Source organism: Mucilaginibacter sp. P19 (genome assembly GCF_050632265.1).
In the GTDB taxonomy this organism is placed as follows: Bacteria; Bacteroidota; Bacteroidia; order Sphingobacteriales; family Sphingobacteriaceae; genus Mucilaginibacter; species Mucilaginibacter gossypii.
This window is the reverse complement of record NZ_CP192586.1, coordinates 783649-807629: the sequence shown is the minus strand read 5'-3', so window position 1 is coordinate 807629 and position 23981 is coordinate 783649. Positions and strand designations below refer to the sequence as shown.

Sequence of the window (23981 nt, the reverse complement as noted above, 5' to 3'; positions counted from 1 at the left end):
CTACCAATACCCCTGCCACACATCCGGGCATCTGGTCTACAGAAAACCTCCCATGGTCGATTTTATTTGAGGCGCTTCAAAACATGGTGCATTTTCGGCATCGAAGAAAATATACCCCTACATGAAGAAATTTTCCCTAATGTTAATAAGCTCCCTGATTTTGTGCGGTACGGTGGCCCATGGTCAGCAAACCCAACAAAAGCTAAAAAAGATTGTAGTTAACCATTTTTTTCGTGTCCGCTTGATGAGCTCTTTGATACATTGGCCATGAACTATAAAGTCCGCATAGTATTTGAACGGGAGCCTTTACATGAAATGGACGTTGTGGAGCACTTTTTTGAAGAACCGCTTAAAAATGTAATTGCCAAGGTTTGCAATGAAAACAACCTGCATTACTGGATAGAATCAACCGGCACTATCTACATCCTCCAAAACACCGACGATCTGGCGCGGCTGCAAAAACTCAACAAGTTGTCATTGCAGGCATCTAACGCGGTAAAGGCTAAAGAGATTGAGGCGCCCAAAGCCAAACCCAAACATTTTTTGGTGAGTATTAACGGGCGGGTAATTGATCAGCAAACAGGCGAGTCGCTGCCATCGGCTACGGTGAAGATCAGGGGGACCGACCTCAACGTTATGACCAATGCTGATGGTTATTTTACGATGTTCAGGGTACCTTCAGATACATCGGTAGTGGAGGTCTCCTATACAGGTTACCAAACGGACTATTTTAGGCTGAGTAGCGAAAAGCTGAATTCGCCGCTGATCTGTGGGTTATATTCATCGCTCAACAGCTTAAACGAGGTTACTATTACGGGTAAAAAAAGCGGCGTTATGAATACCGATAGCAGGCAGGTTGGCGTGTTACAGCTTTCGCCGGCCAATTTAGATAAGCTGCCAACCATGGGCGATAAGGATGTGCTGCGGGCTTTCCAGCTGATGCCCGGCGTAAGCGGTACCAACGAGTCATCATCAGGTGCATATGTACGCGGCGGCACGCCCGACCAGAATTTGGTTGTACTGGATGGTTTTACCATTTACCAGGTTGATCACCTGTATGGCTTTTTCAGTGCTTTCAATGCCAGTGCCATTAAGGATGTGCAATTATATAAAGGCGGCTTTACGGCCAAATATGGCGGCAGGCTTTCGAGCGTTACCGAACTCAACGGCAAAGAGGGTAACAAGAACGAAACCAACATCGGTACCGATTTGAGTTTGCTGAGCGCAAGCGGTTACCTGGAAACGCCGCTTTCTGATAAATCGACCTTGCTGTTAGCAGTAAGGCGCTCATACCAGGGGCCGTTTTATAACAAGATCTTTAACCAGTTTAATCAAACATCAACCACGCAGGGCGGCGGTCCGGGTGGCGGCGGCCGGGGAGGCTTTGGCGGTGGCGGTTTTGCTAACCAGATTACCCCAAGCTCCTACTTTTATGATTTTGATGCCAAGTACACGTACAGCATCAGTCAAAAAGATAAAGTATCATGGACTTTGTACACAGGTACCGATAAAACAGATAACAGCAGGGAACTGGGCCTGCCATCGTTCCTGTCGTCGGGCAGCAGCGGTATCAACATAACCGATTATACCAAATATGGTAACCTGGGCAGCAGTATCAAATGGTTCAGGCAATGGAATAAGAAACTATACTCCAACAACTACATCACCTACTCATCCTATTTCAACGACAGGAACCGCAGTACTTCGGGCTTTTCACAAATCGATACCAACGGCATCTCACATACGCTGAGCAATGGCACGCTTGAAACCAACAACCTGAAGGATGTAAGCTATAAATCTGAGTGGGAATGGACAGTTAGCAACAAGTATAAGCTGCTCTTCGGGGGTTTTGCGTCCTATAAAAAAATAGATTATGAGTATACCCAAAACGATACAAGCAAACTCATCAATCAGCATAACAATGCCATGTTAGCGGGTTTCTACACCGAGCTGGCTATCGACCCAAACAATAAATTTCATATTCAGCCTGGTTTACGGGCCAGTTATTTCGGCCCTACATCCAAACCGTACTTTGAGCCCCGGCTGTCGGCAAGTTATAGCCTTACCGATAAATTTACCATAAAAGGCGCTACCGGGCAGTTTTACCAGTTTGAAAACCAGGTGATCCGCGAGGATATACTGGCGGGGAACCGTAATTTCTGGGTACTATCAAACAACAGCAATATCCCCGTTGGGATGTCAAGACATTTCATATTGGGCACCAGCTACGAAACAGACGAGCTTTTATTCAGCGTTGAAGGATACTACAAAACATTGAGCGGCCTTACCCAATACACAGTAAGGCAAACTCAGCCTGCCGGCGGCGGTTTCAGGATGGAAGCGAACCAAAATCAAACACAAACCGTTACCGAAAACTTTTATGAGGGAACCGGTCGTGCCAAAGGCGTTGAATTTTTGGTGCAGAAAAAATGGGGCGTTATACCGGGTGGATCAGCTATACCCTTGCCCAGGCCCAGAATAAATTCTCAGCTTTTGGCACTGATTATTACGCCGCCGACCAGGATGTGCGCCATGAATTTAAATCCATCAACATGTACCATTACGAGCGCTGGAATTTTGCTGCCACTTTCCTGTTCAGTACCGGACATCCTTACACTGCCCCCCTATCCAGCTATACCATTAAAACCGTTGACGGCAACAGCATCACTTACCTCAACATCAGCGATAAAAATGCCGAACGTTTGCCGGCTTATCACCGGCTGGACATGTCAGTGTCATATGATCTGTTGAAGATAGACGGGCATAAAATAGGCTCTATAGGCTTGTCGCTGTTTAACGTTTACAATCATACCAACACCTGGTACCGCGAATACCAGATGCAAAATAACCAGGTTATCACTACCGATGTTAACTACCTCGGCTTTACCCCTAACGTTACATTAAGCTTAAGATGGAAATAAAAACATACATACGATATACATTTTTTGCACTGATAGCCGGCTGCCTGATGATGGCATCGGCCTGCAAAAAAACTCTTCTGATACTGATGCGGTAAACAAACCTGTTGTTGAAGCATACCTGGTTGCAGGGCAACCGCTTTCAGTAAAAGTTTATCAGCAAAAAGACCTGACGGATACTGCTACTTATGGATCGGCCATTACCGGGCTGACAATTAATGTAAGCAATGGTACACAGACTGTAAAACTCACCGAAGGAACAAACGGAACTTACACTTACAGCGATGCCTCGTTCGTAACTGCCGGTAAAACTTACTCCTTGCAGTTTACCTATAACAATTTGGTTGTGAGCGCGTCAACAGTGATGCCGGGCAAATCAGTTGGATTTAAACTAACCGACAGTGTATTCCATGAGCCTAATACGCTTGATCAGGCTTATAACGATAAGGTGCGTGATACCATTACCTGGACCAACCCCGATTCGTTACAGCATATGTTGCTTTTCAAAAACACCGACAGTAATCCTTTTGAGATCATAGCGGTAAGGAACAACAGGAACCCAAGTTTCGAAATCAATACCGAACGTGCCTCTACATACAGCATAACGCAAACCACTTTCAAATACTACGGGGTTTATAAAGTAATATTGCTAAGGGTAAACGACGAATACATTAATATATTAACCAGCAATACCCGCGGCAGCTCACAAAACCTGGTAAATACCCCAACCAATGTTGTTAACGGCCTCGGTATTTTTACCGCTATGCAAGCCGACACCTTGAATTTGAGGGTAACGACAGAGTAAAATCTGATAATTGGTATTGAATCATCTGCTGGCACAAGTTGCCCCGGTCCGGGCTTACTTGTGCCTTTCCTAAAAAACGGTGTTGAATCCAGATTTACGAAGTTTCAAAACTTCGTAAATCTTCCCTAAGTTTTATCACTCCTAATTGACATGGTTTTTATATCGTTGTCACTTCATTGCAAATCCCTCTTTTTAATCCCCCATTGTAAAATCCCCGGTTACATCATAATAGTGTAACTTATACATTACAAATGCACTATTTGTAAAAAAATAAAAATTCAGCATGTAACATTTAAAGTATTTTCGCCTCCAATTACCAAAATAATACTAAATGAAACGTTTTTACATACTTATTGCATTATTCTGCTTCGCGTTATCGGCTCAGGCCCAGTTTGGTGTGGGCGGCGGCGGACCTACAACAACAGGCAGAATATCAGGCACTATCATTGATTCGCTAACCAAAAAACCAATGGACTACGCCTCGGTTGGTTTATATCGCAGCGGAGGCAAATCGCCAATTACCGGTGTTGTAACCGATGAAAAAGGTAACTTTAAATTGGACAATATAAAGCCGGGCGTATATAAGCTGGCTATCTCTTTTATAGGTTACCCAACTAAATATATTGACCAGGTAACCACTACCCCATCAAAACCAGATGCTAAGCTTGGCCAGGTACTGTTGGCCCCAAGCTCACACGCGCTTAAAGAAGTTTCGGTAGTTGGCCAGGCCGCATTAATCGAAAATAAGATCGATAAGATAGTTTATAACGCGGAGAAAGATCTTACTGCCGCTGGCGGTAACGCTACCGATGTGTTACAGAAAGTGCCTTTGGTTGCTGTCGACCTTAACGGTAACGTATCCATCCGCGGCGACCAGAACGTACGTGTATTGATCAATGGCAAGCCATCCGGTGCTACATCTGCCAGCCTATCGGATGTGTTGAAAACCATCCCTGCCGACCAGATCAAGAGTATCGAGGTGGTAACTTCGCCATCGGCAAAATATGATGCAGAAGGTTCGGCCGGTATCCTGAACATCATTACCAAGCAAAAAAATGTTTCAGGTATCAGCGGTTCAATCAGCGGTGGTGTTGGTACACGTCAAAACAACGGCAACGCCAATATCAACTATAACCACAACAGGTTTAGTTTATCGGCAAACGCCGGTGGTAACGCAACATGGCCTCAAACCTCGCTTACCTCAAGCGATCAGAATTTTAATTACAGTGACCCTACCAAACACTATGAGCAAACATCTACAGGAACCAGCCGCGTTAAACGTCACGGCGTAATAGGTTCTGTTTCGGCTGGCTATGATTTTAACGCGTACAACAACTTACGTACTTCTATCCGTTTAAATCAGGGTGGTTTTGATCCGCATTCGCTGTCAACCACAAATCAAACTTATTATTTTGATCACACCAAAGATCAGTCTTACACTTCTGATGGTCGCGGGCATAATAGTTTTGGTGGCTTTGACTGGAACATTGATTACACGCACAAATTTAAAAAAGAAGGTCATGAATTGGACCTGTCTGCACAATGGAGCCATAGCAAAATTGTTACCGATTATACTAACTTGTATTCGGCGGTGTTTGATTCCCTTGAAAACAATATTAATGGTAAAAACAACGAGTATACTATACAAGCCGACTATACTTTACCTGTAAGCAAACTGCTTAAGCTGGAAGCCGGTGGTAAAAACATCATCAGGAGGATAAAAAGTATTTCGGATTATTTTGTACCGGACGGAAACGGCGGTTTTGTATTCAGCGATCCAAACTCAAACAGGTATAATTATAATCAAACAGTTTGGGCCGGTTACACCGTATTAACTTTCTCTCTGCCTAAAGGCTACTCCATTATGACAGGTGCAAGGCTTGAAAATACGGATATTCACGGCGAGCCAATCAATAGCGCTCAAAATCTTAGCCCTTTTGATCAAAACTATAATACGTTTATACCGAGCTTAACTTTTCAAAAGGCGCTTACACCTACTCAAACTATCAAATTATCATATAGCAAGCGTATAACTCGCCCAAGCTTACAGTTTTTGAACCCGTTTGTTAACAGGAGCAATATTACAGCACAAACAGTGGGTAACCCCGACTTAGCGCCCGAAATATCGCAAACAGTTGAATTGGGTTACAACACATTCATAAAATCGTCTGTGATCAACCTGTCTGCTTATTATAAGCATACATCAGGCTTAATTGAAGGTATAGTTGAAAACCTGCCACCTAATGGTGATCAGAACGCTACTTTAACTACCTATCAAAACATTGGCGTAAATAACTCATATGGCGCAAGCTTTTTTGGTTCGGTAACCCCGTTCAAGATCCTGACCATACGCGGTCAAATCAACGCTTACACCTATAAGCCAACCGCTATTGACCAGTTTACGCACCAGCAAACACAAACCAATACTTATGTGCAGTACAACGCATTTTTAAGTGCTCAGCTTACACTGCCAAACAACTTTATAGCGGAGGCATTTGCTGTTGAAAATTCGGCACGCCGCACCATTCAGGGCTCAAACCCATCGTTCAGCATTATGGGCTTTGGCTTTAAAAAACAGTTTATGCAAAAGAAACTTGCATTGGGTATTAATGCCATTGAGCCATTCAATACTTACAAAAACTTTAATACCGACATAAAAACGCCAACATTTACACAAAGCAGCAAATTTGCGTTCCCATTCCGTTCGTTTGGTGTAACGTTTAGCTACAGCTTCGGTAAATTAAGCTTCAGCAACCCGCAACAGCAGAAAAAAGGCATCAACAATGATGACATGAAACAAGGCGACCAGGGTGCCGGCGGTTCACCTACGGGAGGCCGATAATATTTAAGAGTCAAGACTGTTAGAGTCAGGATATAAGAAAAAACTAAAGAGCCGGGAGCGTAAATGCTTCCGGCTCTTTTTCTGAACCAGGATTGTCTGAACTCGAATTTGTTGAATTCATTGAATTGACAGAATTTTAAAATTCGATAAATTCTTAAAATTCGTTTAATTCGAGTTCAGACAAAATCCCGGTTCTATTCCGCGTCCACCTCAATCCCTATCTGTTTAAGCAATAGCGAGGCATTGAAAGTTTTGCACTCGCCGTGCTTGATCTTGTAATCAAACAGCATTTCGCCGTTCACGACCTGGATATCAAAATAAAAATTACGTACGTAATCAGGATATTTGGTTTCGAGATGGGCTATCTGCAAATCATGAGTGGCTACCATACCCACCGCATTTTTGCGGATGAGTTGCTCGATAACCGCCTTTGAGCCGAGGTACTTATCAACCGAATTGGTACCGCGCAGCATTTCATCTATCAGGAAAAACACCTTAGGCTCATTTTCGACCGCGGCCAGCAGCATTTGCAGACGGTCGAGCTCGGCCTTAAAAGTCGAAGTACTTTCATTGAGCGAATCTTTGATGCGCATATAACTGATCATGGTGATCACCGAAACCTGCATGCTTTTGGCACAAACCGGTGCACCGCTTAAGGCCAACACGGTATTAATGCCCACGGTACGCAAAAAGGTACTCTTGCCGGCCATATTTGATCCGGTTATGATGTCAACTTTAAAGGTATTATCCAGTTCGTAATCATTTTCGATGCGTTTGGTGACATCAATAAGCGGGTGGGCAATGGCTTTAGCTGTAAGGGTATAGCCCTGCCTGTCGTCAATAACAGGAAAGCACCAGTCCGGATAGTTTACTACTAAACCGGCCAGGCTCAGGAGTGATTCAAATTCGGCAATGACATCAAAAGCGGCTTCAAGGCTGTCCTGGTTTTGCCGTTTCCAGTTTTCAATGGCGATGATCTGGCGGATATCCCACAAAAAAACAGGTTGAGTACAAAGCCAATTAATAGGTTAAGGTGATAATTAAGCTTATTGATCAGCTCTCCCAGCTCTTTTATTTTAGCCGATGTTTTATCTGTTTTAAGCTGTTGTGCTAATATATTGTTATAGGGAGCTTGCCATTGCTGGTCTTCAATGCACTTAAATACATTTGCATAGTTGGATAAAGTATCACCTATTTTACCGGCAATAAGATCGGCTTTGCTGATGTAGGCTGCTTTTGAAAACACCACCCCCATATTAAACAAGCCAACCACGATGGCCGCAAGCTTCGCCGGCGAATAAAAATAAGCAACTACCAACAACGCCGTAAACAAGTATGGCGCTATTTTTGTATAAGCGGCAAGCCATTTTTCGCCTGGCATATCGAGCGGAATGTGCAGGTATTTAAACAGGTTTTTAAGTTGGTTTACATCCTGCTTTATGGCGAAAATGAGCCGTGTTTGCAGATCGAGCTTCCAGCTGTTCTTAGCGGCTATTTCTTTAACGGCTTCCTGTCGTTGTGATACGGTTTGCTTGCTTGCCGGGGCATTGAGCCAACCCGCCAGTTTATTATTTCCCGGGGTAGTAGCTGCACGGTTGATGAGCTGGTATAACGATGCATTACCGTAAATATCCAGGTCGGAAGTGTAAAAGTGTTTGTCGTTAGCGTAGCGTGCGCCATCGTTGTAGATATTGCCATGGGTTTGGATACTGGCTATCTCGTTTTCATTTACCTGCTGCAGATCGTCATAATACTGTTTCTGCTTTTCAAAAGCGCTTTGGCGCGCTACCAGCCAGGCAAAGGCAAAAACCAGCAGTACAAAGGCTATGGCGATGATACTAAAATTGTCGAAGTGAATGGCAAAGGCTATAGTTAAGGCCACCATAGCAAATATGCCGAGCCTCAGCAGCGAATAGGTATTGGCAAGCTTTTTATATTTGGCCGCTTCTGCAGCGGCGAGGCTTGCCCTTTGCGTATAATCGTTTATAATTGTTTGTTCCATGTGCAGATAAATTCAACCAAAATAAACACATATATTTTAAATAAACGTTTATTTGTTTCAGATATGAAGATCACGTTCCTTACCGTTGGAAAAACAGAGGATGCCTATTTAAAGGAAGGCATTGATAAATATGTAAAACGGCTAAAACATTACACCAAACTGGAGCTTGTAGAAATCCCCGAGCTTAAGAACACCAAAGCCCTGAGCCCTGAGCAGCAAAAGGCTAAAGAGGCCGAGTTGATCCTCAAGAAAATCACCCCGCTTGATTTTGTGATCCTGATGGATGAGAAAGGTTCTGAATTTACCTCAACCCAGTTTGCGGCTTATATCAATAAAAAAGAAGTTACCACATCTGCCAATTTAATATTCATCATCGGCGGGCCTTATGGCTTTGATACCTCCGTTTACCAGCGGGCTAACGACAAGATCTCTCTTTCGCGCATGACATTTTCACACCAGATGGTACGCCTGTTTTTTGTGGAGCAACTGTACAGGGCTTATACCATTATGAAGGGTGAGCCTTATCATCATGAGTAGGACTGAACCATGATTTATAGGATTTTAGGATTTCATGAATTGGCCTGATAATTTATATTCATAGCCCAATTCATGAAATCCTAAAATCAAGTTAATCAAGGTTCAAAAATGAACAACACATGAATCTGCACATCCATAATCTGCACATCTGCACATTTTCCCCTACCTTTGCTAAATGTCAGCAGGTCACGATCATTCACACTCACATTCGCACGGGCACCATCATCATGACCATGCCCCTAAGCTTGATCATTTAAATTCGGCTTTTATTTGGGGCATAGTGCTTAACTCGGTGTTTGTAGTGGTTGAGGCTATCACAGGTTTTGTTACCCACTCTTTGTCCCTGTTAACCGACGCCGGCCATAACCTGAGCGATGTGGCCTCGCTCGCGTTAGCCTTGCTTGCTTTTAAACTCACCAAAGTAAGCGCTAACAGTAAGTATACCTACGGCTATAAGCGGTCGACTATCATCGTATCTTTTTTTAACGCGGTAATATTATTTGCAGCCGTTGGTTTTATTATTTATGAAGCGGTTACGCGCTTCATGAACCCCGAAACAGTATCGGGCGGCACCATGGCCTGGGTTGCTTTTATAGGCATTGGCATTAACGCTTTTACAGCCTGGCTGTTTGTTAAAGATAAAGATACCGACCTCAATATTAAAGGCGCTTACCTGCACATGGCTGTTGATGCCATAGTATCCTTTGGTGTGGTGATATCTGGTATTGTCATATACTTTACCAAACTATACTGGATTGACAGCGCAGTGAGCCTGATAATAGGTTTTGTGATATTACGCGGCACCTGGAGCCTGCTTACAGCCAGCCTGCGTTTGGAAATGGACGGCGTGCCTGCCGAAATGGACCTTGATAAGATCAAAGCCGAACTTAAAAAAGCCAAAGGGGTGGTTGATGTTCACCACATGCACGTTTGGGCGCTCAGCACCACCGAAAACGCACTTACTGCCCACCTGGTCATCAAGCCTGAAGCCATGGCCGATTTTGATAATATCAAGCATGACCTTCGTCACCGTTTGGAACATCTGGATATCAGCCACAGTACTTTTGAACCCGAATTTTCGGAAGAAGGGTGTAAGCAGCCGGAGTGTTTGTAGGTTAGTTTTTCCTATTTCATAAAATTCCTCATTTTCTTATTTTTAAGGTAAACAATTACCTTAAAATGAGCAAAGCCCAAACCTTAAAAATACTATCCGTTATCACCTTTCTTGAAATCGTCGGGATGGTAATATGGCCAATTATATTGGGCTGGGGCCAGCTTATGGGTTCTGCTGGGCTGCTGCTTTCCGTAATATTCGTTTTTCCGCTTATTTATTATGTGGTTTTTATCATATTCCTGTCCCGTTATGCGCAAAGAGATGTGCAGGATCAGAACATCGGGCTTGTAATATTTTTAAATGTGCTGCCTATTATTGCGCTGCTTTATGTTTTGGATGTGTTTTGATTGAAACAACTTATAAACGTTTTAAATAATTCTTACTACCTTGAAAGCGATTATTTAACCTGTCATGAAATCAACCCGAAGAAAATTCATTACCACAACAGCGGCACTGGCTGCAGGTACAGTTACAGCATCGGCAATATCGCTGAAAGAGCAAAAAGAAGAATGGCCAATAGTACACCACGTATTTTTCTGGCTTAAAAACCCGGGATCAACAGAAGATCGCGATAAACTGGTAGCGGGTGTTAAAACCCTTGCCAAAATTGAAACCGTGCGCAAACTTCGTGTAGGTATTGTGGCCAGTACCGAAAAACGCGACGTAGTAGATAACTCCTGGGCGGTATCCGAGCTGATGTTTTTCAGCGACCTGGCCGGACAGGCAACCTATCAAACTCACCCTATCCACCTGGAGTTTATTAAAAACTGCAGCCACCTTTGGGAAAAGGTTATTGTTTATGATGCGATGGATGTTTAATTTCAAAAACCTATTTACCGCGAAACAAGTCTGCGCCGACATTATTACTCCGGAGGAAACACCACTTTTAAAAAGAAGGCCAGCACCCGGCGCAATAAAAGAAGCATTGAATCATGCTAACGGTTGGGTGTATGAAATAGACGCCACATTTGAGCATGATGTAAACGTGCCGCCGCAAGCTATCAAAGGCGCCTGGAAAGTGGATTCAAGTGGAATAATTGAAGGAGATTTTATCCCCAATCCTAATTATTTAGCTAAGAAGTAAAATATATCTTAAACTAAAAAAAGCCGATTATTCGGCTTTTTTTGTGGCTTTTTTAGCTTTTGCTTTTGGAGCTGCTGGTTCAGCTTCCGGTTCAGCTGTTACAGCTTCGGCAACGGGTTCTTCTGCAACCGGGGCAGGTGCTTGGGTTGGATCGGCCTCTTCAAAAATTGGAAGCGGCTTTAATATCTGGAACCAGGCTATTACCTTTTTAATATCCGATGAGTAAACTTTCTCTTCGTCATGATCAGGCGCTACTTCATAAAAGAAGGTACGCAATGCTTTTCCATCGGCTTTAACATCAGGTATGTTTGATGCTGTTTTCATGCGCTCAAGCACATCAGTTAACCTGATATCATCCTCAACACCAAAAATGGTGATCTCACTTAAAGCAGCTAATTTGGCTGTAGAAAGGTTGGCTATCAGCTTTGTTTTCTGTGCATCTAAACTTTCCAGCACATAGCCGGTTTTGTTTTGTGCCAAAGCTTTCCATAAACCCGGTTTTCCTGATACCGATACAATTCCCTGTAAATTCATATATTTTTTGTTGGGGCTGATTGGATGAGTAGTTTATTATGTTTAACCAATAAACTACTCACCTCATCAACTACTCACTTAATCTTCAATAACTTCGATTCCTAAAATTTTATCTCCCTGGCGAATAGCGTCAACAACGTCAACATTTTCAATCACTTTACCAAAAACGGTGTGGTTACGGTCAAGGTGGGCAGTGTTTGTGCGGTTGTGGCAAATGAAAAACTGTGAGCCACCAGTGTTGCGGCCTGCATGTGCCATTGAAAGCACACCACGGTCATGGTATTGGTTGTTGCCGGTAAGCTCGCAATCAATTTTGTAGCCTGGGCCACCAGCACCGGTACCGGTTGGATCGCCGCCCTGAATCATAAAATTAGGGATAACACGGTGAAATATCACGTTATCATAAAAGTTTGATTTTGCTAATTTTTTAAAGTTAGCAACGGTATTAGGGGCATCCTGATCGTAAAACTCTACGGTCATGTCGCCTTTTTCGGTTTTGATTATTGCTTTGCTCATGTTTTTGTTTTTTTGAAAACAGTTGGCAAAGGTAATAAAATAGAAGGTTAAAGGCGAAAGGTAAAAAGCGAAAGGTTTGCAATATTTATTGGTTACCAGGGTGTAAAAGTCATGGTAAGTACTTTTTCTTTTGGCGAATAACTAATCTCGCCTTTGCTTTTTGAATCAAACATTTTAATTTCCAAAAGCGGCTTTTTATAATCTTTACCCAATTCGGCCAATTGGGCAAAAAACCAGTCGAGTCCTTCCTGATCACCTAAAGTATTAGCAAACCAGGCCAGTTTTTGCAGTTCGGCAAGGTTCACTTTTTCGTCGGCCGTAAAAACGTAAGTCCACTTAACTATTGCCAGCTCATCGGGCTTGCCAATTAGTTGGGCCCGGCTTCCATTGGCATCTGTTGCGACAAAATTTGGTAGCAGGCTGATATCTGTGTCCTGCTTAAAAACAAGACTACTATCGGCTTCTGTAAGCTTTTTAATCAACACATTACGATTGAGGCGCATACCCTTACTTCCATTCTGCGCGTACGCGGCCAAACAGGATATTGATAAAATACCGACAAGGAAAATATTTCTGATAGTAACAGATAAACTCATTTAAGGACCGGATTTAACAACGCCATAAAATTAAAACAACATGCATAAAGCCAGAAGCCCTTATGTGTTAAAAATGGTTAAAATACATTAGCCCTTTATTCGTTACATTTGATAACCCGGCAGTAAACAAATCAACAAGGATCGTGAATAATTCATCAGGCAATAACTTTTCACCTCTTACATTTCGTCTTTTACTTATAAAGCTAAAGTTCCTTTTACCTTTCGCCTTTTACCTTTTACCTTTTACGTCGAGGGCTGCATCTATATTAATTCCTATGGATGATGAGCAAAAGGACCATCTCAAATCGTACGGGATAGCTTTCTGGGTGCTCAAAAACGGCGAAGAAGTCGACTGGCTGCTCAACTATCGTGGTGGCAGTTTCATGATGAAGTACGGCCAAAAAGTTGAGGAAGAGTGCAAGATCCGCGGGGTGAGCTACGAAGTTATTGCCGACGCCAAAGCAAACGAAATTATTACCGAAGTAAGCGATCCATCGGTAAATATGGACCTGGTTAAACTGGAGAAAGCCCCCGCATGGCGGTTTACTCCCCAAAAACAAGCTGCCCTGGGATGATGCAGTTACCCTGGTTTTAAAATATGCCGAAATTCCGTACGACGTAGTTTACGATGAAGAGGTGATCCACGGCGAACTGCCTAAGTATGATTGGCTGCACCTGCACCACGAGGATTTTACAGGGCAATACAGCAAGTTTTATGGCGCCTTCCGTTACGCGCAATGGTATACCGATGATATCAAAATCCAGGAGACCATGGCCCATAAACTGGGCTTTAGCAAGGTATCAAAAATGAAGCTGGCCGTAGCCCAAAACATCCGAGATTTTTGCGCAGGCGGCGGCTTCCTGTTTGCCATGTGCTCAGGTACCGATACTTTTGACATTGCACTATCGGCTGCTAATACAGATATCTGCGAACGTATGTTCGACGGTGATGCTGCCGACCAGGACGCGCAATCCAAACTCGATTTTAGTCAAACGTTCGCCTTTCAGAATTTTACGCTGGATATGAACCCCATTTCGCATTCCTTCAGCAATATCGACGTTACCACCACCCGCCAGGTTGATCGTACCCGGGATTTCTTTACGTTGTTTGATTTTTCGGCCAAATGGGATGTAGTGCCGAGCATGCTTACGCAGGATCATGACAAAGTAATAAAAGGTTTTATGGGCTTAACCACGGCCTACAACAAAAGCATGCTCAAACCCGGCGTTACCATTATGGGCGAAATGAAAACCGCCAACGAAGCCCGTTACATTCACGGCGAATACGGCAAAGGCCAATGGACATTTTACGGCGGCCACGACCCTGAAGATTATCAGCATGCTGTAAATGATCCGCCGACAGATTTGAAACTACACCCCAATTCTCCCGGCTACAGACTGATCCTAAACAATGTGCTGTTCCCAGCTGCTAAGAAGAAAAAGCAGAAAACGTGATTGCTTTTGCTTAAAGCAAAATGCTCAAAGCCGAAGGCAACTTGGTAAACCAGTGTAACTATGCAACCCGCCCGCATTTACAACGAGCTTAAATTTAAACGACCGAATTAAGTACAAGCTATTGCACAATGTCGAAATGAAACTCTTGTACCAATGATGGGTTTTCGGGTGTAAGTGTAAAACTCACTTTGATATTTCCAGTTTCACATTTGATAATAAAATAGCCACGTAATTGATTTTCGGGCACCACATTGCCTGCGCTTATTATTCTGCCTGTTTTTGCAAAAGCTTCAGTTGCGGCTGCTTGAAGTTTATCGGGGAAATAATCCATAAAAAAGTTATCAGCAAAAATGCCGCTTTCTTTAGCCTTGCTCCAATCAGCGATGGCCTTAAGCAGATCATTTTTACGTTGCTCCAATATGGCTGATGCAGGCAATTGCCGTGGTTTTATACCCGAAAGAGCCAGTAACGTATCCAGAGCCTGGTTATTGGGATAACCAGCACGGGCATAAGTCAGGTTGGCAAATGAAACAACGCCCACACCGTACTCCGGCAAGATATTCCACTGACTGCCGAAACCCGGTAAGCCCCCTGTATGACCAATGTACACGCGGTTATCACAATCCTTTGCCCAACGTAAACCGTAGGCATAGGCACTGACATTGGGGCATGGTCTGCCCGTGGTTGTTTTGGCATTTACAGTTAAATAATTCACATCCCAGGGGTACTGCATTTCCCGGATAGAACTACGTTTTACAGGCAGGGCTTCGGCATCATCGCGCGGAGGCCAGGCATCCATATGTACAGCCATGTATTTGCTAAAATCCTCAATAGTGGTGATCAGGCCGCCCATCGCACCGTAAGCCCCGTCATGCAACAAAGGTTGTTCAACCCATTTACCATCAAGCCAGCGGTAACCATGCGCCAGTTTATCTTTGGGCACTTTGGTATATTCCCAATAGGTATGTGTCATACCTAACGGTTTAAGGATATTATCTGTGATGTATTGCTCGTAAGTTTTGCCCGATACTTTTTTGATGATATATCCCAGCGTAGCAAACCCAAGGTTGCTGTACTCATAGCCCTGCCCAGGATTATTGGAAAATGAAATGCCTTTTTTGTATAGCGCCAGAAGTTCTTCATCGCTAACTGCAAGTTGCCTGTCGCCCCATGGGTTATCTTCCGGGTAACCTGCTGTATGCGTAAGCAGATGCCTTACGGTTACAGGGACAGCATCTTTGGTCAAATATTTCAACCTCTTCATCTCGGGGATATAAATATAAGCCGGATCATCCAGTTTTAGCTTGCCCTCATCCCTGAGTTTTAGGATAGCCATAGCGGTAAGGCTTTTGGTCATGGAGGCGATCCGAAAATCCGACGATGAATCAGCCTTGATCCTGGCATCAATATCGGTATACCCTAAACCACCGCTGTGCACCAGTTTACCATCAACCACAATGCCATACACCAATCCCGGCCAGTGATTATCTTCAGCATATTTTTTATAAAGCTGATCGATGACAGGGAAAGTAGCCTGGATCTTTTTTAACCTGTCGGGATCAGTAAACATTGCGGGCTTGTAGGGTTGGGCCATAGATGAGTAGCTTACCGCAGCTAACGAAATGAATAAGACTAACTTAAGTAGATTTTTGACCATATACATAGATACGGAAAAATTGTCTGAATCTGAATTGCAGAATCCTATCGCTTTGAGCTATTTTATCCATTTGAATACTGTTAATAAAATATGTCATTGCAAACGCAGCGTGGCTAGGCATAACCGCCCTGTATAGCATGCGATTGCTCTCGTCGTTCCTCCTCGCAATGACATGTTTTTTGAGATTTAAGAAGTAATCATCTTAAACTAAAAAATCCCGGCCAAATCATGACCGGGATCTTCAATATTAAAAAGCTTTTCGCTTTCGGCTTTGCGCCTTAAGCATTAAGCTAACTTAGCCAATTCTTCTGCCATGGCAGCGCCAATTTCAGCTGGCGACTCAACCACTCGGATACCGCACTCGGCCATGATCTTCATTTTAGCAGCAGCAGTATCATCGGCACCACCTACGATAGCACCTGCGTGGCCCATACGGCGGCCCGGAGGCGCTGTTTGACCAGCAATGAAACCAACAACCGGTTTAGTACCGTTTGCTTTGATCCAGCGGGCAGCATCAGCTTCCATATTTCCGCCAATTTCACCAATCATGATGATACCATGAGTTTCCGGATCGTTCATTAATAATTCAACAGCTTCTTTGGTTGGTGTACCAATGATCGGGTCGCCACCAATACCGATAGCTGTAGTGATACCCAAACCGGCTTTAACCACCTGGTCAACCGCTTCATAAGTTAAAGTACCTGATTTTGAAACCACGCCAACGTTACCTTTTTTGAAAATAAAGCCAGGCATGATACCAATTTTGCTCTCATCAGCAGTGATGATACCGGGGCAGTTAGGACCAATCAGGCGTGCATCCTTATCTGTAAGATATTCTTTTACTGCGATCATATCCTTTGTAGGGATCCCTTCGGTAATACAAACAATAACCTTAATGCCGGCTTCAGCAGCTTCCATAATGGCATCTGCACCAAAAGCAGGAGGTACAAAAATGATGGATACATCGGCACCGGTTGCAACAACGGCATCTTTAACCGTGTTAAAAACCGGCCTGTCTAAATGGGTCTGACCACCTTTACCTGGTGTAACACCACCAACTAACTGAGTGCCATAAGCAATCATTTGCTCGGCATGGTATGACCCTTCTTTACCGGTGAAACCTTGTACAATAACTTTTGAATCTTTATTTACGAGTACACTCATTGGTTTTTTCGTTTTAGTACGGCAAAGCTAAAGTTTTTGCCCGAATGTCAAACCCTATTGTAATCTAAATTTATATGTTAACATAAAAGTGACTTTTAAGGGGATTGGATGTGGTTATAGGGTGTTTATGTGTTTTAAATTTTTTATGATTATAAAGTTCCCGTTGAATAAAACTGTCAACTGAAAACTATCTACTGCCAACTAAATTAGGGCGTTGCCTGCGGCCCAGGCTATTTGTCTGAACTCGAATTAAACGAATTTTAGCAATTTATTGAATTTGCTTTTCATTCTGGTAGATTCGGGTCCAGACAAAAAACCGTAAATCAAAAAATCCTATAAATCCCGGTTCAGACAAAATCCGAAATCATTACACTACCATCCATAACGTGGCCAATTACTAATTGAATGCAATTGCAAATTCAACCGCTGTAATTAAAACGAACACCAAAAACGTAGCAAGAAATATAATCCCGGCTTTTTTAAGTTTCACTTTATCGCCAGAAATACCCGGGATAAAATTGATCGCAGTAAATGTCAAACCAGTTAACAAAACCAGTGCTTTGAAAATTGTTAATAATATATATATATCCGATTTATTCATTAACTCCCCTTTCAGCGGGCTGGGCAACAAACTCCCCTTCACTCTTCGCAATCACAATTGTCGCCACACCATTGCCAATCACATTGGTAATGGCCCGCGCTTCCGACATAAACCTGTCGACCCCTATTAATATCGCCAGCCCTTCAACCGGGATTATTTTGATGGCTGTGAGCGTGCTGGTGAGCACAATAAAACCGCTTCCGGTTACACCTGCTGCTCCTTTGGAAGTGATCATCAGGATCCCGATAATCGTTAACTCCTGCCCTAATGAAAGCGGGATATTAAACACCTGCGCCAGGAATATCACGCACATGGACAAGTAAATCGTAGTGCCATCCAAATTAAAAGAATACCCCGTGGGGATCACCAGACCCACCACCGATTTGGAACAGCCAAACTTTTCCATTTTCTCCATCATGGCCGGTAATGCCGATTCGGATGAGGATGTACCAAGCACAATCAGGATCTCTTGCCTGATGTATTTCAGATATTCCCAAAGGCTGAACTTAAACAGCCGGCAAATAATATTCAATACTACAAATATGAACAGGAACATGGTCAGATAAACCGAGCCCATCAACAAAGCCAGCGGTTTAAGGGTTTGGATACCATATTTGCTCACCGTAAAGGCCATCCCTGCAAAAGCCCCTATCGGCGCCACCTTCATCACTATCTTCATGATATTAAAAAACACTTTCGAAAGCTTATCAAATAGCTGAATAACCGCTTCGCCACTTTTACCCATCCTGCTTAACCCAAAACCAAACAGTATCGCAAAAAACAGGATCTGCAAAATATCGCCTTCAGCAAAAGCTTTAAACATATTTGAGGGGACTATATGGGCAATAAAATCGCCCCAATGCATTTCGGCGGCAGCTTTTTCGTAAACGGCTAATTTGCCGGTATCCATTTTTGCTGCATGGTTTTCAAAACCGGCACCGGGTTTAATAATATTGGCTACGGTAACACCGATGACAAGTGCGAACGTGGTTACGATCTCGAAATACAACAAAGCTTTACCGCCTACCCTGCCCACTTTTTTCATATCGCTCATGCCGGCAATGCCCAGCACAATGGTTAAAAATATGATAGGCGCAATCAGCATGGTGATGAGACTGATGAACGTTTTGCTGATGAGTTCGGCAGTCGGGGCAAAACCTTTAACATATAAGCCGGCCACTACCCCAAGGGCAATGGCAATGAGTACCTGGAAAGTTAGGTTTGATAAGAGGCGTTTCATGATTGATCCCCCGGCGCCCTAAAGGGGGAGCAACAGGATGGGACGGCAATATAATAAGTTATTGTTTCAGGCACAAAAAAGCCCCGTACCGGAAACCGGCACAGGGCATAATTGATTGATTGAAAGATTGTGATTATGCAGGTGTTGATTTACCGGTTAGTAAATCAATTAAGAAAATTTTATTAAGGAAAGTTAGCTTTGCCTTGTGGTTGCCCAGGAAAACAATGGTGCCGCTATAATCCCAGCCGCCGCCGTTTGTTTTTCCTTCCGAACGGAAAGTAGCTGTGCCGCTGCTGATATCAAACTTATCGTTGCCATGTACATACAGGTTAGTGAACACGTAGGTATTATGCACCCTGCTAAACGTTTTGTATTTAGTGTATTCGTTATCAACATAGGCTTTCATCGGACCATCAAGCGAGAAGTTTGAGTTATTGGTGTTAAGGCCCCTAACCTTATATTTCTGCACAATATTGTAAACGAATGAATAACCCGGGCCACTGCCTTCGGTATTTAATGAATCAACCGAATCGTAACCAACAGTTTTGTTGCCGTCACAAATAAAATAATATTTAGTACCGCCTGTTTTGGTTGCTTTTAAAGTATCACCCTGGTTAAATACACGGTTCAGGCTGGTATCAATATAAAAACCGCAACTATAAGTACTCTGTACTTTAAGCTTTGATGAGGCATTGGTTGAGGGGGTAACACCGTCGTTAAGGCTGGCCCCTCCAAATGAGCCGGCCAACGATTTTGCCAGGTTATCTGCAATGGCCGAACTGGCTACATTATCGCTTGCTTTTACAGTTGATGGATCAGGTTTTACATTAATTCCTGTTTTTGTACAGGCCGAATAAAGAACAGCCACACCTGCTAATAAAGGTAATACACTCCGTAGATTTAGTTTCATAAACGTATAAGATAAAGTTTAGATCTCTTTGCCTCATTTCGCAATAAGCATACCACCAGGTAAAAAATTCGCAAAAAAAACGGCCGGGATATGTGTTTTTAGGCTCATTTTCCTTTTTTATAAAACAGTTAAAGATTTATACTGCTGATAGCAACGGAACACAAAACACACCCACTACCTACTTTCCCCGCTTCGGGGAAAAATACGTGGAAAATATTCCCCGTTTTTTTATCAAATACAAGGTGATAAAAAGCATGCCGTTTTGAAAAACCATAGCATACAAAAAGCCCTGCCTCCTATTAGGGAGCAGGGCTCTACATATATTTAAAAACGAATTTAATTAACTTCGCCTGTCATCAGATCGGCGGTGTAAACAGTACCATCGATAGTGATCTTAGCTTTGTGACCACCTAAAAACGTTATTGTCCCTTTATAGTTCCAGACATTTTTTCCAATACTTCCTTTACTCGAAAAGGTAGCACTTCCGCTTAAAATAAAATCTGGGTCTTTTGTTGGATCAACAACAATTGATTTAAAATTGTAGTTAAACGTGCCTTCAACATTTGGCTGGTCTGTTGTAGGTTTGGTGTAGTTAACCCTGGCATAATAATTCACAGGGCCATCAAAAGAGTATTGCGCGTGTTCAACACCCGGATTAAGGCTTCTGAGTACCAGGTTTTCACCCATTTTTAAAACCATCGTAAAACCGCTGCCTGTCATAGTCATATTTAAACTATCATTAGCGGTAACACCTGAAGGCACTCCATTGGTACAGGTAAGCTCATATTTAACCTTAGCCCAGATATCAATTTTTGAGGTATCGCTTTGATCTAAATTAAATGCTATCGTGGTATCCATTTTGGCGCCGCACTGTGGCCGAGGGTCAACAGATTGTACTTTGATCTTACCTTTTTTGTTCAGGGATAGATCGGTTGGCATACTTAAACCGCTCTTAAAATCAAACCCGCCGTTTTCGGGGTTAAAAATGCCAACAAGGCTTTGCGCAATTTGCACACTCGCTTCTTTTTTACTTACTGTACTTTGATTATTAGGCGCCATGTTAAGCTTATGGCACGAAGTGTAAATGGCAGTAATACCGGCAAGCAGCAATACTATAATTTTGTACTTGTGTTTCATGTTTAGGATTTTAATTCCGCGCAAATTTAACTTATTATCAATTAATTAAAGAAATTTTGAAAATATTTAGGAGCAGAATGCTATAATATTGTTCATACCCATTTTGAACGATGAGTAAAGGCAAAAGGTTAGCCAATGTTTCGTCCACAATTAGGAGGCTCCGCTGGATCCCGCCATTCTTTAAATTTTCCATAATCATCATACCTCTCTGAGGCCGAATGGCAGGCCAGCCTGTTTTGGGCACCTGAGCCCCCTCCCGCCGCGTATTACAAACCATGAGACTGGTTCGATCACTACTCAAAGAAATGAAACAACAATTATAATTTCACTTCAATCTCTCCGCTTTTATTCTCTATTATTTCTTCCTGCAGCTTAACCCCATCAAAACCATGCAAAACAAATCTCAACTGCATAAACCTCGATTTAAATGAGCCTTCAACTGATGATAAATTAATTGTTTTTTCGATTGGATTAAAAGCGATAGTCCGTTTATAATAAATGTCCTGCTCATAATCATATGATACCCCGTCATCTTCATAATACACAAAGCTATTTGCTTCCCTGCCGTTCCATACGTGTACCTGCAATATACCGTCACCTTTTTCATTGGTGCTTTGTACAACACTTTGCATGGGGATAATACCGCCGGCCCTAACAAATACCGGCAGATCGGTTAATGGCGCCTGAACATTAACAATCTGTTCTCCCTCATAAAACCTATCGCTGCTTAACCTATACCACGAGCCTCGGGGCAGGTAAACATCTTCGGTTAGTTTAGTGCTTTCAACAGGAGCAACCAGCATCGCGTCGCCAAACATAAATTCATTTTGAAAACGCTCATCAAAAACATTCCCGTCAAAACTGTGCTCAATAGCTAATGTGCGGCTTACCGGCAGGCCGGTTTGGGTTGATTGATAAAAGCTGCTGTACAGGTAGGGCAGGATTTTGTACCGTTGTTCAATGTCCTTCTTAATGATTTGTTCATTACCCTTACCCCATTCCCATGGTTCGCGCATTTTACTGCCTTGTATAGCATGATTGCGAAACATTGGGGTATATACACCAAGGGAGTTCCAGCGTACCATGAGCTCAGACGTAGGGTTGCCGCTGAAGCCGCCGATGCTAATGTGCGGCTTACCGGCAGGCCGGTTTGGGTTGATTGATAAAAGCTGCTGTACAGGTAGGGCAGGATTTTGTACCGTTGTTCAATGTCCTTCTTAATGATTTGTTCATTACCCTTACCCCATTCCCATGGTTCGCGCATTTTACTGCCTTGTATAGCATGATTGCGAAACATTGGGGTATATACACCAAGGGAGTTCCAGCGTACCATGAGCTCAGACGTAGGGTTGCCGCTGAAGCCGCCGATATCCACCCCGATAAAACTCATACCTGTAATACCCAAACTATTTACCAGCCGTTGTCCTAAAAGCATATGGGCATCGGTGCCGGTATTATCGCCCGTCCACACGGCCGAATAGCGTTGTGTGCCCGAATAAGCCGCGCGGGTAAGTACAAACGGCCGTTTGTTTCCCATGATCTTTCTTGTGCCATCATAAGTGGCGCGGGCCATTTGCATGCCATAGGCATTACGCACTTCCGGCATAAACTTATCTCCAAACTTTACTATCCATGGGATATTTTGCCCCCAGGCGGCAGGCTCGTTCATATCATTCCAGAAACCTTCAACGCCGGGTTGGGTAAGAGCGGTAAAGGCTGCTCCCCACCATTCGCGTACCTCTTCCCTGAAAAAATCTGGAAAGTGACAGCGGCCCGGCCACACATAGCCGGTATAATTTTCGCCGTCGGGATATTTGGCAAAATAATCCTGCTCAATACCCTCATCGTATTCCTTATAACCTTCTTCTACCTTAATTCCCGGATCAACAATGGTAACCAGCCTAAAGTCCATCTCCTTTAGTTTATCGAGCATTTGCTTGGGTTTAGGGAAAGTTTTTTTGTTCCAGGTGAAGATCTTGAAATCGTCCATATAGTCGATATCGCAGTACATTACATCGGCAGGGATCTGTTTTTTGCGAAAGGTTTGGGCGATGTTCAACACTTCATCGGCACTCATATAACTCCATCGGCATTGCTGATAGCCCAGGCTCCAGAGCGGCGGCATTTCCATCCTGCCGGTAAGCCAGGTATAATCTTCAATTATTTTGGCAACACCCTGTGCCCCGAAAAAGTAGTAATTCAAATCGCCGCCATCGGCACCGAACCAGCTTGTTTCTTCATCTGTGGATGCACCAAAGTCGAAGTAGCTTTTATGGGTATTGTCAAGAAACAAACCGTAAGTTAACCCGCTGTGTAATCCTATAAAAAACGGAAAGGTTTTATACAGCGGATCGGATTCGGGCGTGTGGTTTGGCGCATCGGTATTCCAGTTTACATACGCCGCGCCACGCCTGTCGAGGTTACCTGTTTTTTCGCCCAGGCCAATAAACCGTTCACCCTCAAACAACCGGCGATAACAGATCACCCGTTCGCCCTGCCAGTTTGTACCAAAGCGGGCGTCATCTTCACTCAGCGAGATACCACCTGCAGTAAAAAAGTTGAAACGTAGTGGCGATTTCTGAATACTGAGCCTTAAGGCGGGTGTAGTAATATCAATATTGACCGATGACTCATCAAAATCGAAATCGGCCAGTGGCTGCCTGATTACCGCAAAGGAAGGATCATCCGGGTTGAAATTTTTACTGATGCTTACCCTGATAATTGTAGGGCTATAGATATAAACCCTTGCTTCGGCTTCGGCGGTTTTAATTGTTAAAATACCATCTTGTTGTTTAAAGCCCTGTACGTTACCTGCAATTTCTAAATTCATGCCTGTGGGGTACCCGGAATAGATAAAGGTACTTAAAGG

At 43.4% G+C, this 23981-nt stretch carries 22 protein-coding genes and 1 pseudogene; 11 read left to right on the top strand and 12 right to left on the bottom strand.

The window, feature by feature from the left end:
- Window positions 1-267 precede the first annotated feature (267 nt).
- The 4 genes from ACQ86K_RS03970 (at window position 268) to ACQ86K_RS03955 (ending at window position 6565) form a co-directional block, all read left to right on the top strand.
- On the top strand, window positions 268-2751 hold the full coding sequence (locus tag ACQ86K_RS03970) for a TonB-dependent receptor (RefSeq protein ID WP_431199835.1): 2484 nt from the start codon (window positions 268-270) through the stop codon (window positions 2749-2751).
- A complete protein-coding gene (locus ACQ86K_RS03965; protein ID WP_431199834.1) occupies window positions 2727-2921 on the top strand; it encodes a hypothetical protein in 195 nt (64 codons plus the stop codon). The genes ACQ86K_RS03970 and ACQ86K_RS03965 overlap by 25 nt, the downstream gene beginning before the upstream one ends.
- 4 nt (window positions 2922-2925) lie before the next feature.
- Complete coding sequence (locus tag ACQ86K_RS03960; protein ID WP_431200788.1) at window positions 2926-3723, top strand: DUF4249 family protein; 798 nt, start codon at window positions 2926-2928, stop codon at window positions 3721-3723.
- 331 nt (window positions 3724-4054) lie between these two features.
- The gene (locus ACQ86K_RS03955; protein WP_091172102.1) at window positions 4055-6565 is read left to right on the top strand and encodes an outer membrane beta-barrel family protein; all 2511 of its coding nucleotides are present in this window, start codon (window positions 4055-4057) and stop codon (window positions 6563-6565) included.
- A gap of 194 nt (window positions 6566-6759) precedes the next feature.
- Here ACQ86K_RS03955 and ACQ86K_RS03950 read toward each other — a convergent pair whose 3' ends face one another.
- On the bottom strand, window positions 6760-7560 hold the full coding sequence (locus tag ACQ86K_RS03950; protein ID WP_431199833.1) for a MutS-related protein: 801 nt from the start codon (window positions 7558-7560) through the stop codon (window positions 6760-6762).
- Window positions 7455-8567, bottom strand: a complete 1113-nt coding sequence (locus tag ACQ86K_RS03945) for a hypothetical protein (RefSeq protein WP_431199832.1) — start codon at window positions 8565-8567, stop codon at window positions 7455-7457. The genes ACQ86K_RS03950 and ACQ86K_RS03945 overlap by 106 nt, the downstream gene beginning before the upstream one ends.
- Before the next feature lie 63 nt (window positions 8568-8630).
- Between ACQ86K_RS03945 and rlmH the strand changes: the two genes are divergently transcribed.
- The 5 genes from rlmH to ACQ86K_RS03920 all read left to right on the top strand — a co-directional run bounded on the left by rlmH (window position 8631) and on the right by ACQ86K_RS03920 (window position 11302).
- Window positions 8631-9104, top strand: coding sequence for a 23S rRNA (pseudouridine(1915)-N(3))-methyltransferase RlmH (gene rlmH, locus ACQ86K_RS03940; RefSeq protein ID WP_091172293.1), 474 nt, complete (start codon window positions 8631-8633; stop codon window positions 9102-9104).
- 175 nt (window positions 9105-9279) lie between these two features.
- The gene (locus ACQ86K_RS03935) at window positions 9280-10218 is read left to right on the top strand and encodes a cation diffusion facilitator family transporter (RefSeq protein ID WP_091172098.1); all 939 of its coding nucleotides are present in this window, start codon (window positions 9280-9282) and stop codon (window positions 10216-10218) included.
- A gap of 65 nt (window positions 10219-10283) precedes the next feature.
- Window positions 10284-10565, top strand: coding sequence for a hypothetical protein (locus tag ACQ86K_RS03930; protein ID WP_091172096.1), 282 nt, complete (start codon window positions 10284-10286; stop codon window positions 10563-10565).
- A gap of 64 nt (window positions 10566-10629) precedes the next feature.
- Window positions 10630-11037 (top strand): Dabb family protein, encoded by a 408-nt coding sequence (locus tag ACQ86K_RS03925; protein WP_091172094.1) that lies wholly within the window; start codon window positions 10630-10632, stop codon window positions 11035-11037.
- A complete protein-coding gene (locus ACQ86K_RS03920) occupies window positions 11030-11302 on the top strand; it encodes a hypothetical protein (RefSeq protein WP_091172092.1) in 273 nt (90 codons plus the stop codon). The genes ACQ86K_RS03925 and ACQ86K_RS03920 overlap by 8 nt, the downstream gene beginning before the upstream one ends.
- 27 nt (window positions 11303-11329) lie before the next feature.
- Here the strand turns inward: ACQ86K_RS03920 and ACQ86K_RS03915 are convergent, their stop codons facing one another.
- The 3 genes from ACQ86K_RS03915 to ACQ86K_RS03905 all read right to left on the bottom strand — a co-directional run bounded on the left by ACQ86K_RS03915 (window position 11330) and on the right by ACQ86K_RS03905 (window position 12948).
- A complete protein-coding gene (locus ACQ86K_RS03915; RefSeq protein WP_091172090.1) occupies window positions 11330-11836 on the bottom strand; it encodes a DUF5606 family protein in 507 nt (168 codons plus the stop codon).
- A gap of 78 nt (window positions 11837-11914) precedes the next feature.
- Complete coding sequence (locus ACQ86K_RS03910; RefSeq protein ID WP_090534226.1) at window positions 11915-12352, bottom strand: peptidylprolyl isomerase; 438 nt, start codon at window positions 12350-12352, stop codon at window positions 11915-11917.
- 92 nt (window positions 12353-12444) lie between these two features.
- The gene (locus tag ACQ86K_RS03905; RefSeq protein WP_091172088.1) at window positions 12445-12948 is read right to left on the bottom strand and encodes a hypothetical protein; all 504 of its coding nucleotides are present in this window, start codon (window positions 12946-12948) and stop codon (window positions 12445-12447) included.
- Between the two features lie 275 nt (window positions 12949-13223).
- Here ACQ86K_RS03905 and ACQ86K_RS03900 point away from each other — a divergent pair, with 275 nt between their 5' ends.
- The gene (locus ACQ86K_RS03900; RefSeq protein ID WP_431199831.1) at window positions 13224-13523 is read left to right on the top strand and encodes a hypothetical protein; all 300 of its coding nucleotides are present in this window, start codon (window positions 13224-13226) and stop codon (window positions 13521-13523) included.
- A gap of 61 nt (window positions 13524-13584) precedes the next feature.
- Window positions 13585-14403, top strand: a complete 819-nt coding sequence (locus ACQ86K_RS03895; protein WP_431199830.1) for a hypothetical protein — start codon at window positions 13585-13587, stop codon at window positions 14401-14403.
- Between the two features lie 118 nt (window positions 14404-14521).
- On the opposite strand, the gene ACQ86K_RS03890 is transcribed toward ACQ86K_RS03895, so the two are convergent.
- The 7 genes and pseudogenes from ACQ86K_RS03890 to ACQ86K_RS03860 all read right to left on the bottom strand — a co-directional run.
- Window positions 14522-16060, bottom strand: a complete 1539-nt coding sequence (locus ACQ86K_RS03890; RefSeq protein ID WP_091172291.1) for a serine hydrolase domain-containing protein — start codon at window positions 16058-16060, stop codon at window positions 14522-14524.
- A gap of 285 nt (window positions 16061-16345) precedes the next feature.
- The gene (gene sucD, locus ACQ86K_RS03885; RefSeq protein ID WP_090534235.1) at window positions 16346-17224 is read right to left on the bottom strand and encodes a succinate--CoA ligase subunit alpha; all 879 of its coding nucleotides are present in this window, start codon (window positions 17222-17224) and stop codon (window positions 16346-16348) included.
- Between the two features lie 593 nt (window positions 17225-17817).
- Window positions 17818-19065, bottom strand: coding sequence for a C4-dicarboxylate transporter DctA (dctA, locus tag ACQ86K_RS03880; protein ID WP_091172084.1), 1248 nt, complete (start codon window positions 19063-19065; stop codon window positions 17818-17820).
- Window positions 19066-19198: 133 nt separating this feature from the next.
- Window positions 19199-19975, bottom strand: a complete 777-nt coding sequence (locus ACQ86K_RS03875) for a hypothetical protein (RefSeq protein WP_091172082.1) — start codon at window positions 19973-19975, stop codon at window positions 19199-19201.
- A 336-nt stretch (window positions 19976-20311) separates the two neighbouring features.
- Window positions 20312-21112 carry a hypothetical protein gene (locus ACQ86K_RS03870; RefSeq protein ID WP_091172079.1) on the bottom strand — a complete coding sequence of 267 codons (801 nt, stop codon included), beginning with the start codon at window positions 21110-21112 and terminating at the stop codon, window positions 20312-20314.
- A gap of 317 nt (window positions 21113-21429) precedes the next feature.
- On the bottom strand, window positions 21430-22197 hold the full coding sequence (locus ACQ86K_RS03865; RefSeq protein WP_431199829.1) for a TIM-barrel domain-containing protein: 768 nt from the start codon (window positions 22195-22197) through the stop codon (window positions 21430-21432).
- Window positions 22198-22493: 296 nt separating this feature from the next.
- Window positions 22494-23942, bottom strand: a pseudogene (locus ACQ86K_RS03860) (TIM-barrel domain-containing protein); the annotation flags it as partial.
- Between the last annotated feature and the right edge of the window lie 39 nt (window positions 23943-23981).

Bases quoted from the DNA above. Each gene is read 5' to 3' on its own strand.
- ACQ86K_RS03915 (WP_091172090.1), bottom strand. From the start codon at position 11,836: ATGAATTTACAGGGAATTGTATCGGTATCAGGAAAACCGGGTTTATGG.
- ACQ86K_RS03930 (WP_091172096.1), top strand. From the start codon at position 10,284: ATGAGCAAAGCCCAAACCTTAAAAATACTATCCGTTATCACCTTTCTT.
- ACQ86K_RS03970 (WP_431199835.1), top strand. From the start codon at position 268: ATGAACTATAAAGTCCGCATAGTATTTGAACGGGAGCCTTTACATGAA.
- ACQ86K_RS03920 (WP_091172092.1), top strand. From the start codon at position 11,030: ATGTTTAATTTCAAAAACCTATTTACCGCGAAACAAGTCTGCGCCGAC.
- ACQ86K_RS03935 (WP_091172098.1), top strand. From the start codon at position 9,280: ATGTCAGCAGGTCACGATCATTCACACTCACATTCGCACGGGCACCAT.
- ACQ86K_RS03900 (WP_431199831.1), top strand. From the start codon at position 13,224: ATGGATGATGAGCAAAAGGACCATCTCAAATCGTACGGGATAGCTTTC.
- rlmH (WP_091172293.1), top strand. From the start codon at position 8,631: ATGAAGATCACGTTCCTTACCGTTGGAAAAACAGAGGATGCCTATTTA.
- dctA (WP_091172084.1), bottom strand. From the start codon at position 19,065: ATGAAACGCCTCTTATCAAACCTAACTTTCCAGGTACTCATTGCCATT.
- ACQ86K_RS03870 (WP_091172079.1), bottom strand. From the start codon at position 21,112: ATGAAACACAAGTACAAAATTATAGTATTGCTGCTTGCCGGTATTACT.
- ACQ86K_RS03905 (WP_091172088.1), bottom strand. From the start codon at position 12,948: ATGAGTTTATCTGTTACTATCAGAAATATTTTCCTTGTCGGTATTTTA.
- ACQ86K_RS03955 (WP_091172102.1), top strand. From the start codon at position 4,055: ATGAAACGTTTTTACATACTTATTGCATTATTCTGCTTCGCGTTATCG.
- ACQ86K_RS03865 (WP_431199829.1), bottom strand. From the start codon at position 22,197: ATGGTACGCTGGAACTCCCTTGGTGTATATACCCCAATGTTTCGCAAT.
- ACQ86K_RS03965 (WP_431199834.1), top strand. From the start codon at position 2,727: ATGTCAGTGTCATATGATCTGTTGAAGATAGACGGGCATAAAATAGGC.
- ACQ86K_RS03925 (WP_091172094.1), top strand. From the start codon at position 10,630: ATGAAATCAACCCGAAGAAAATTCATTACCACAACAGCGGCACTGGCT.
- sucD (WP_090534235.1), bottom strand. From the start codon at position 17,224: ATGAGTGTACTCGTAAATAAAGATTCAAAAGTTATTGTACAAGGTTTC.
- ACQ86K_RS03910 (WP_090534226.1), bottom strand. From the start codon at position 12,352: ATGAGCAAAGCAATAATCAAAACCGAAAAAGGCGACATGACCGTAGAG.
- ACQ86K_RS03945 (WP_431199832.1), bottom strand. From the start codon at position 8,567: ATGGAACAAACAATTATAAACGATTATACGCAAAGGGCAAGCCTCGCC.
- ACQ86K_RS03875 (WP_091172082.1), bottom strand. From the start codon at position 19,975: ATGAAACTAAATCTACGGAGTGTATTACCTTTATTAGCAGGTGTGGCT.
- ACQ86K_RS03890 (WP_091172291.1), bottom strand. From the start codon at position 16,060: ATGGTCAAAAATCTACTTAAGTTAGTCTTATTCATTTCGTTAGCTGCG.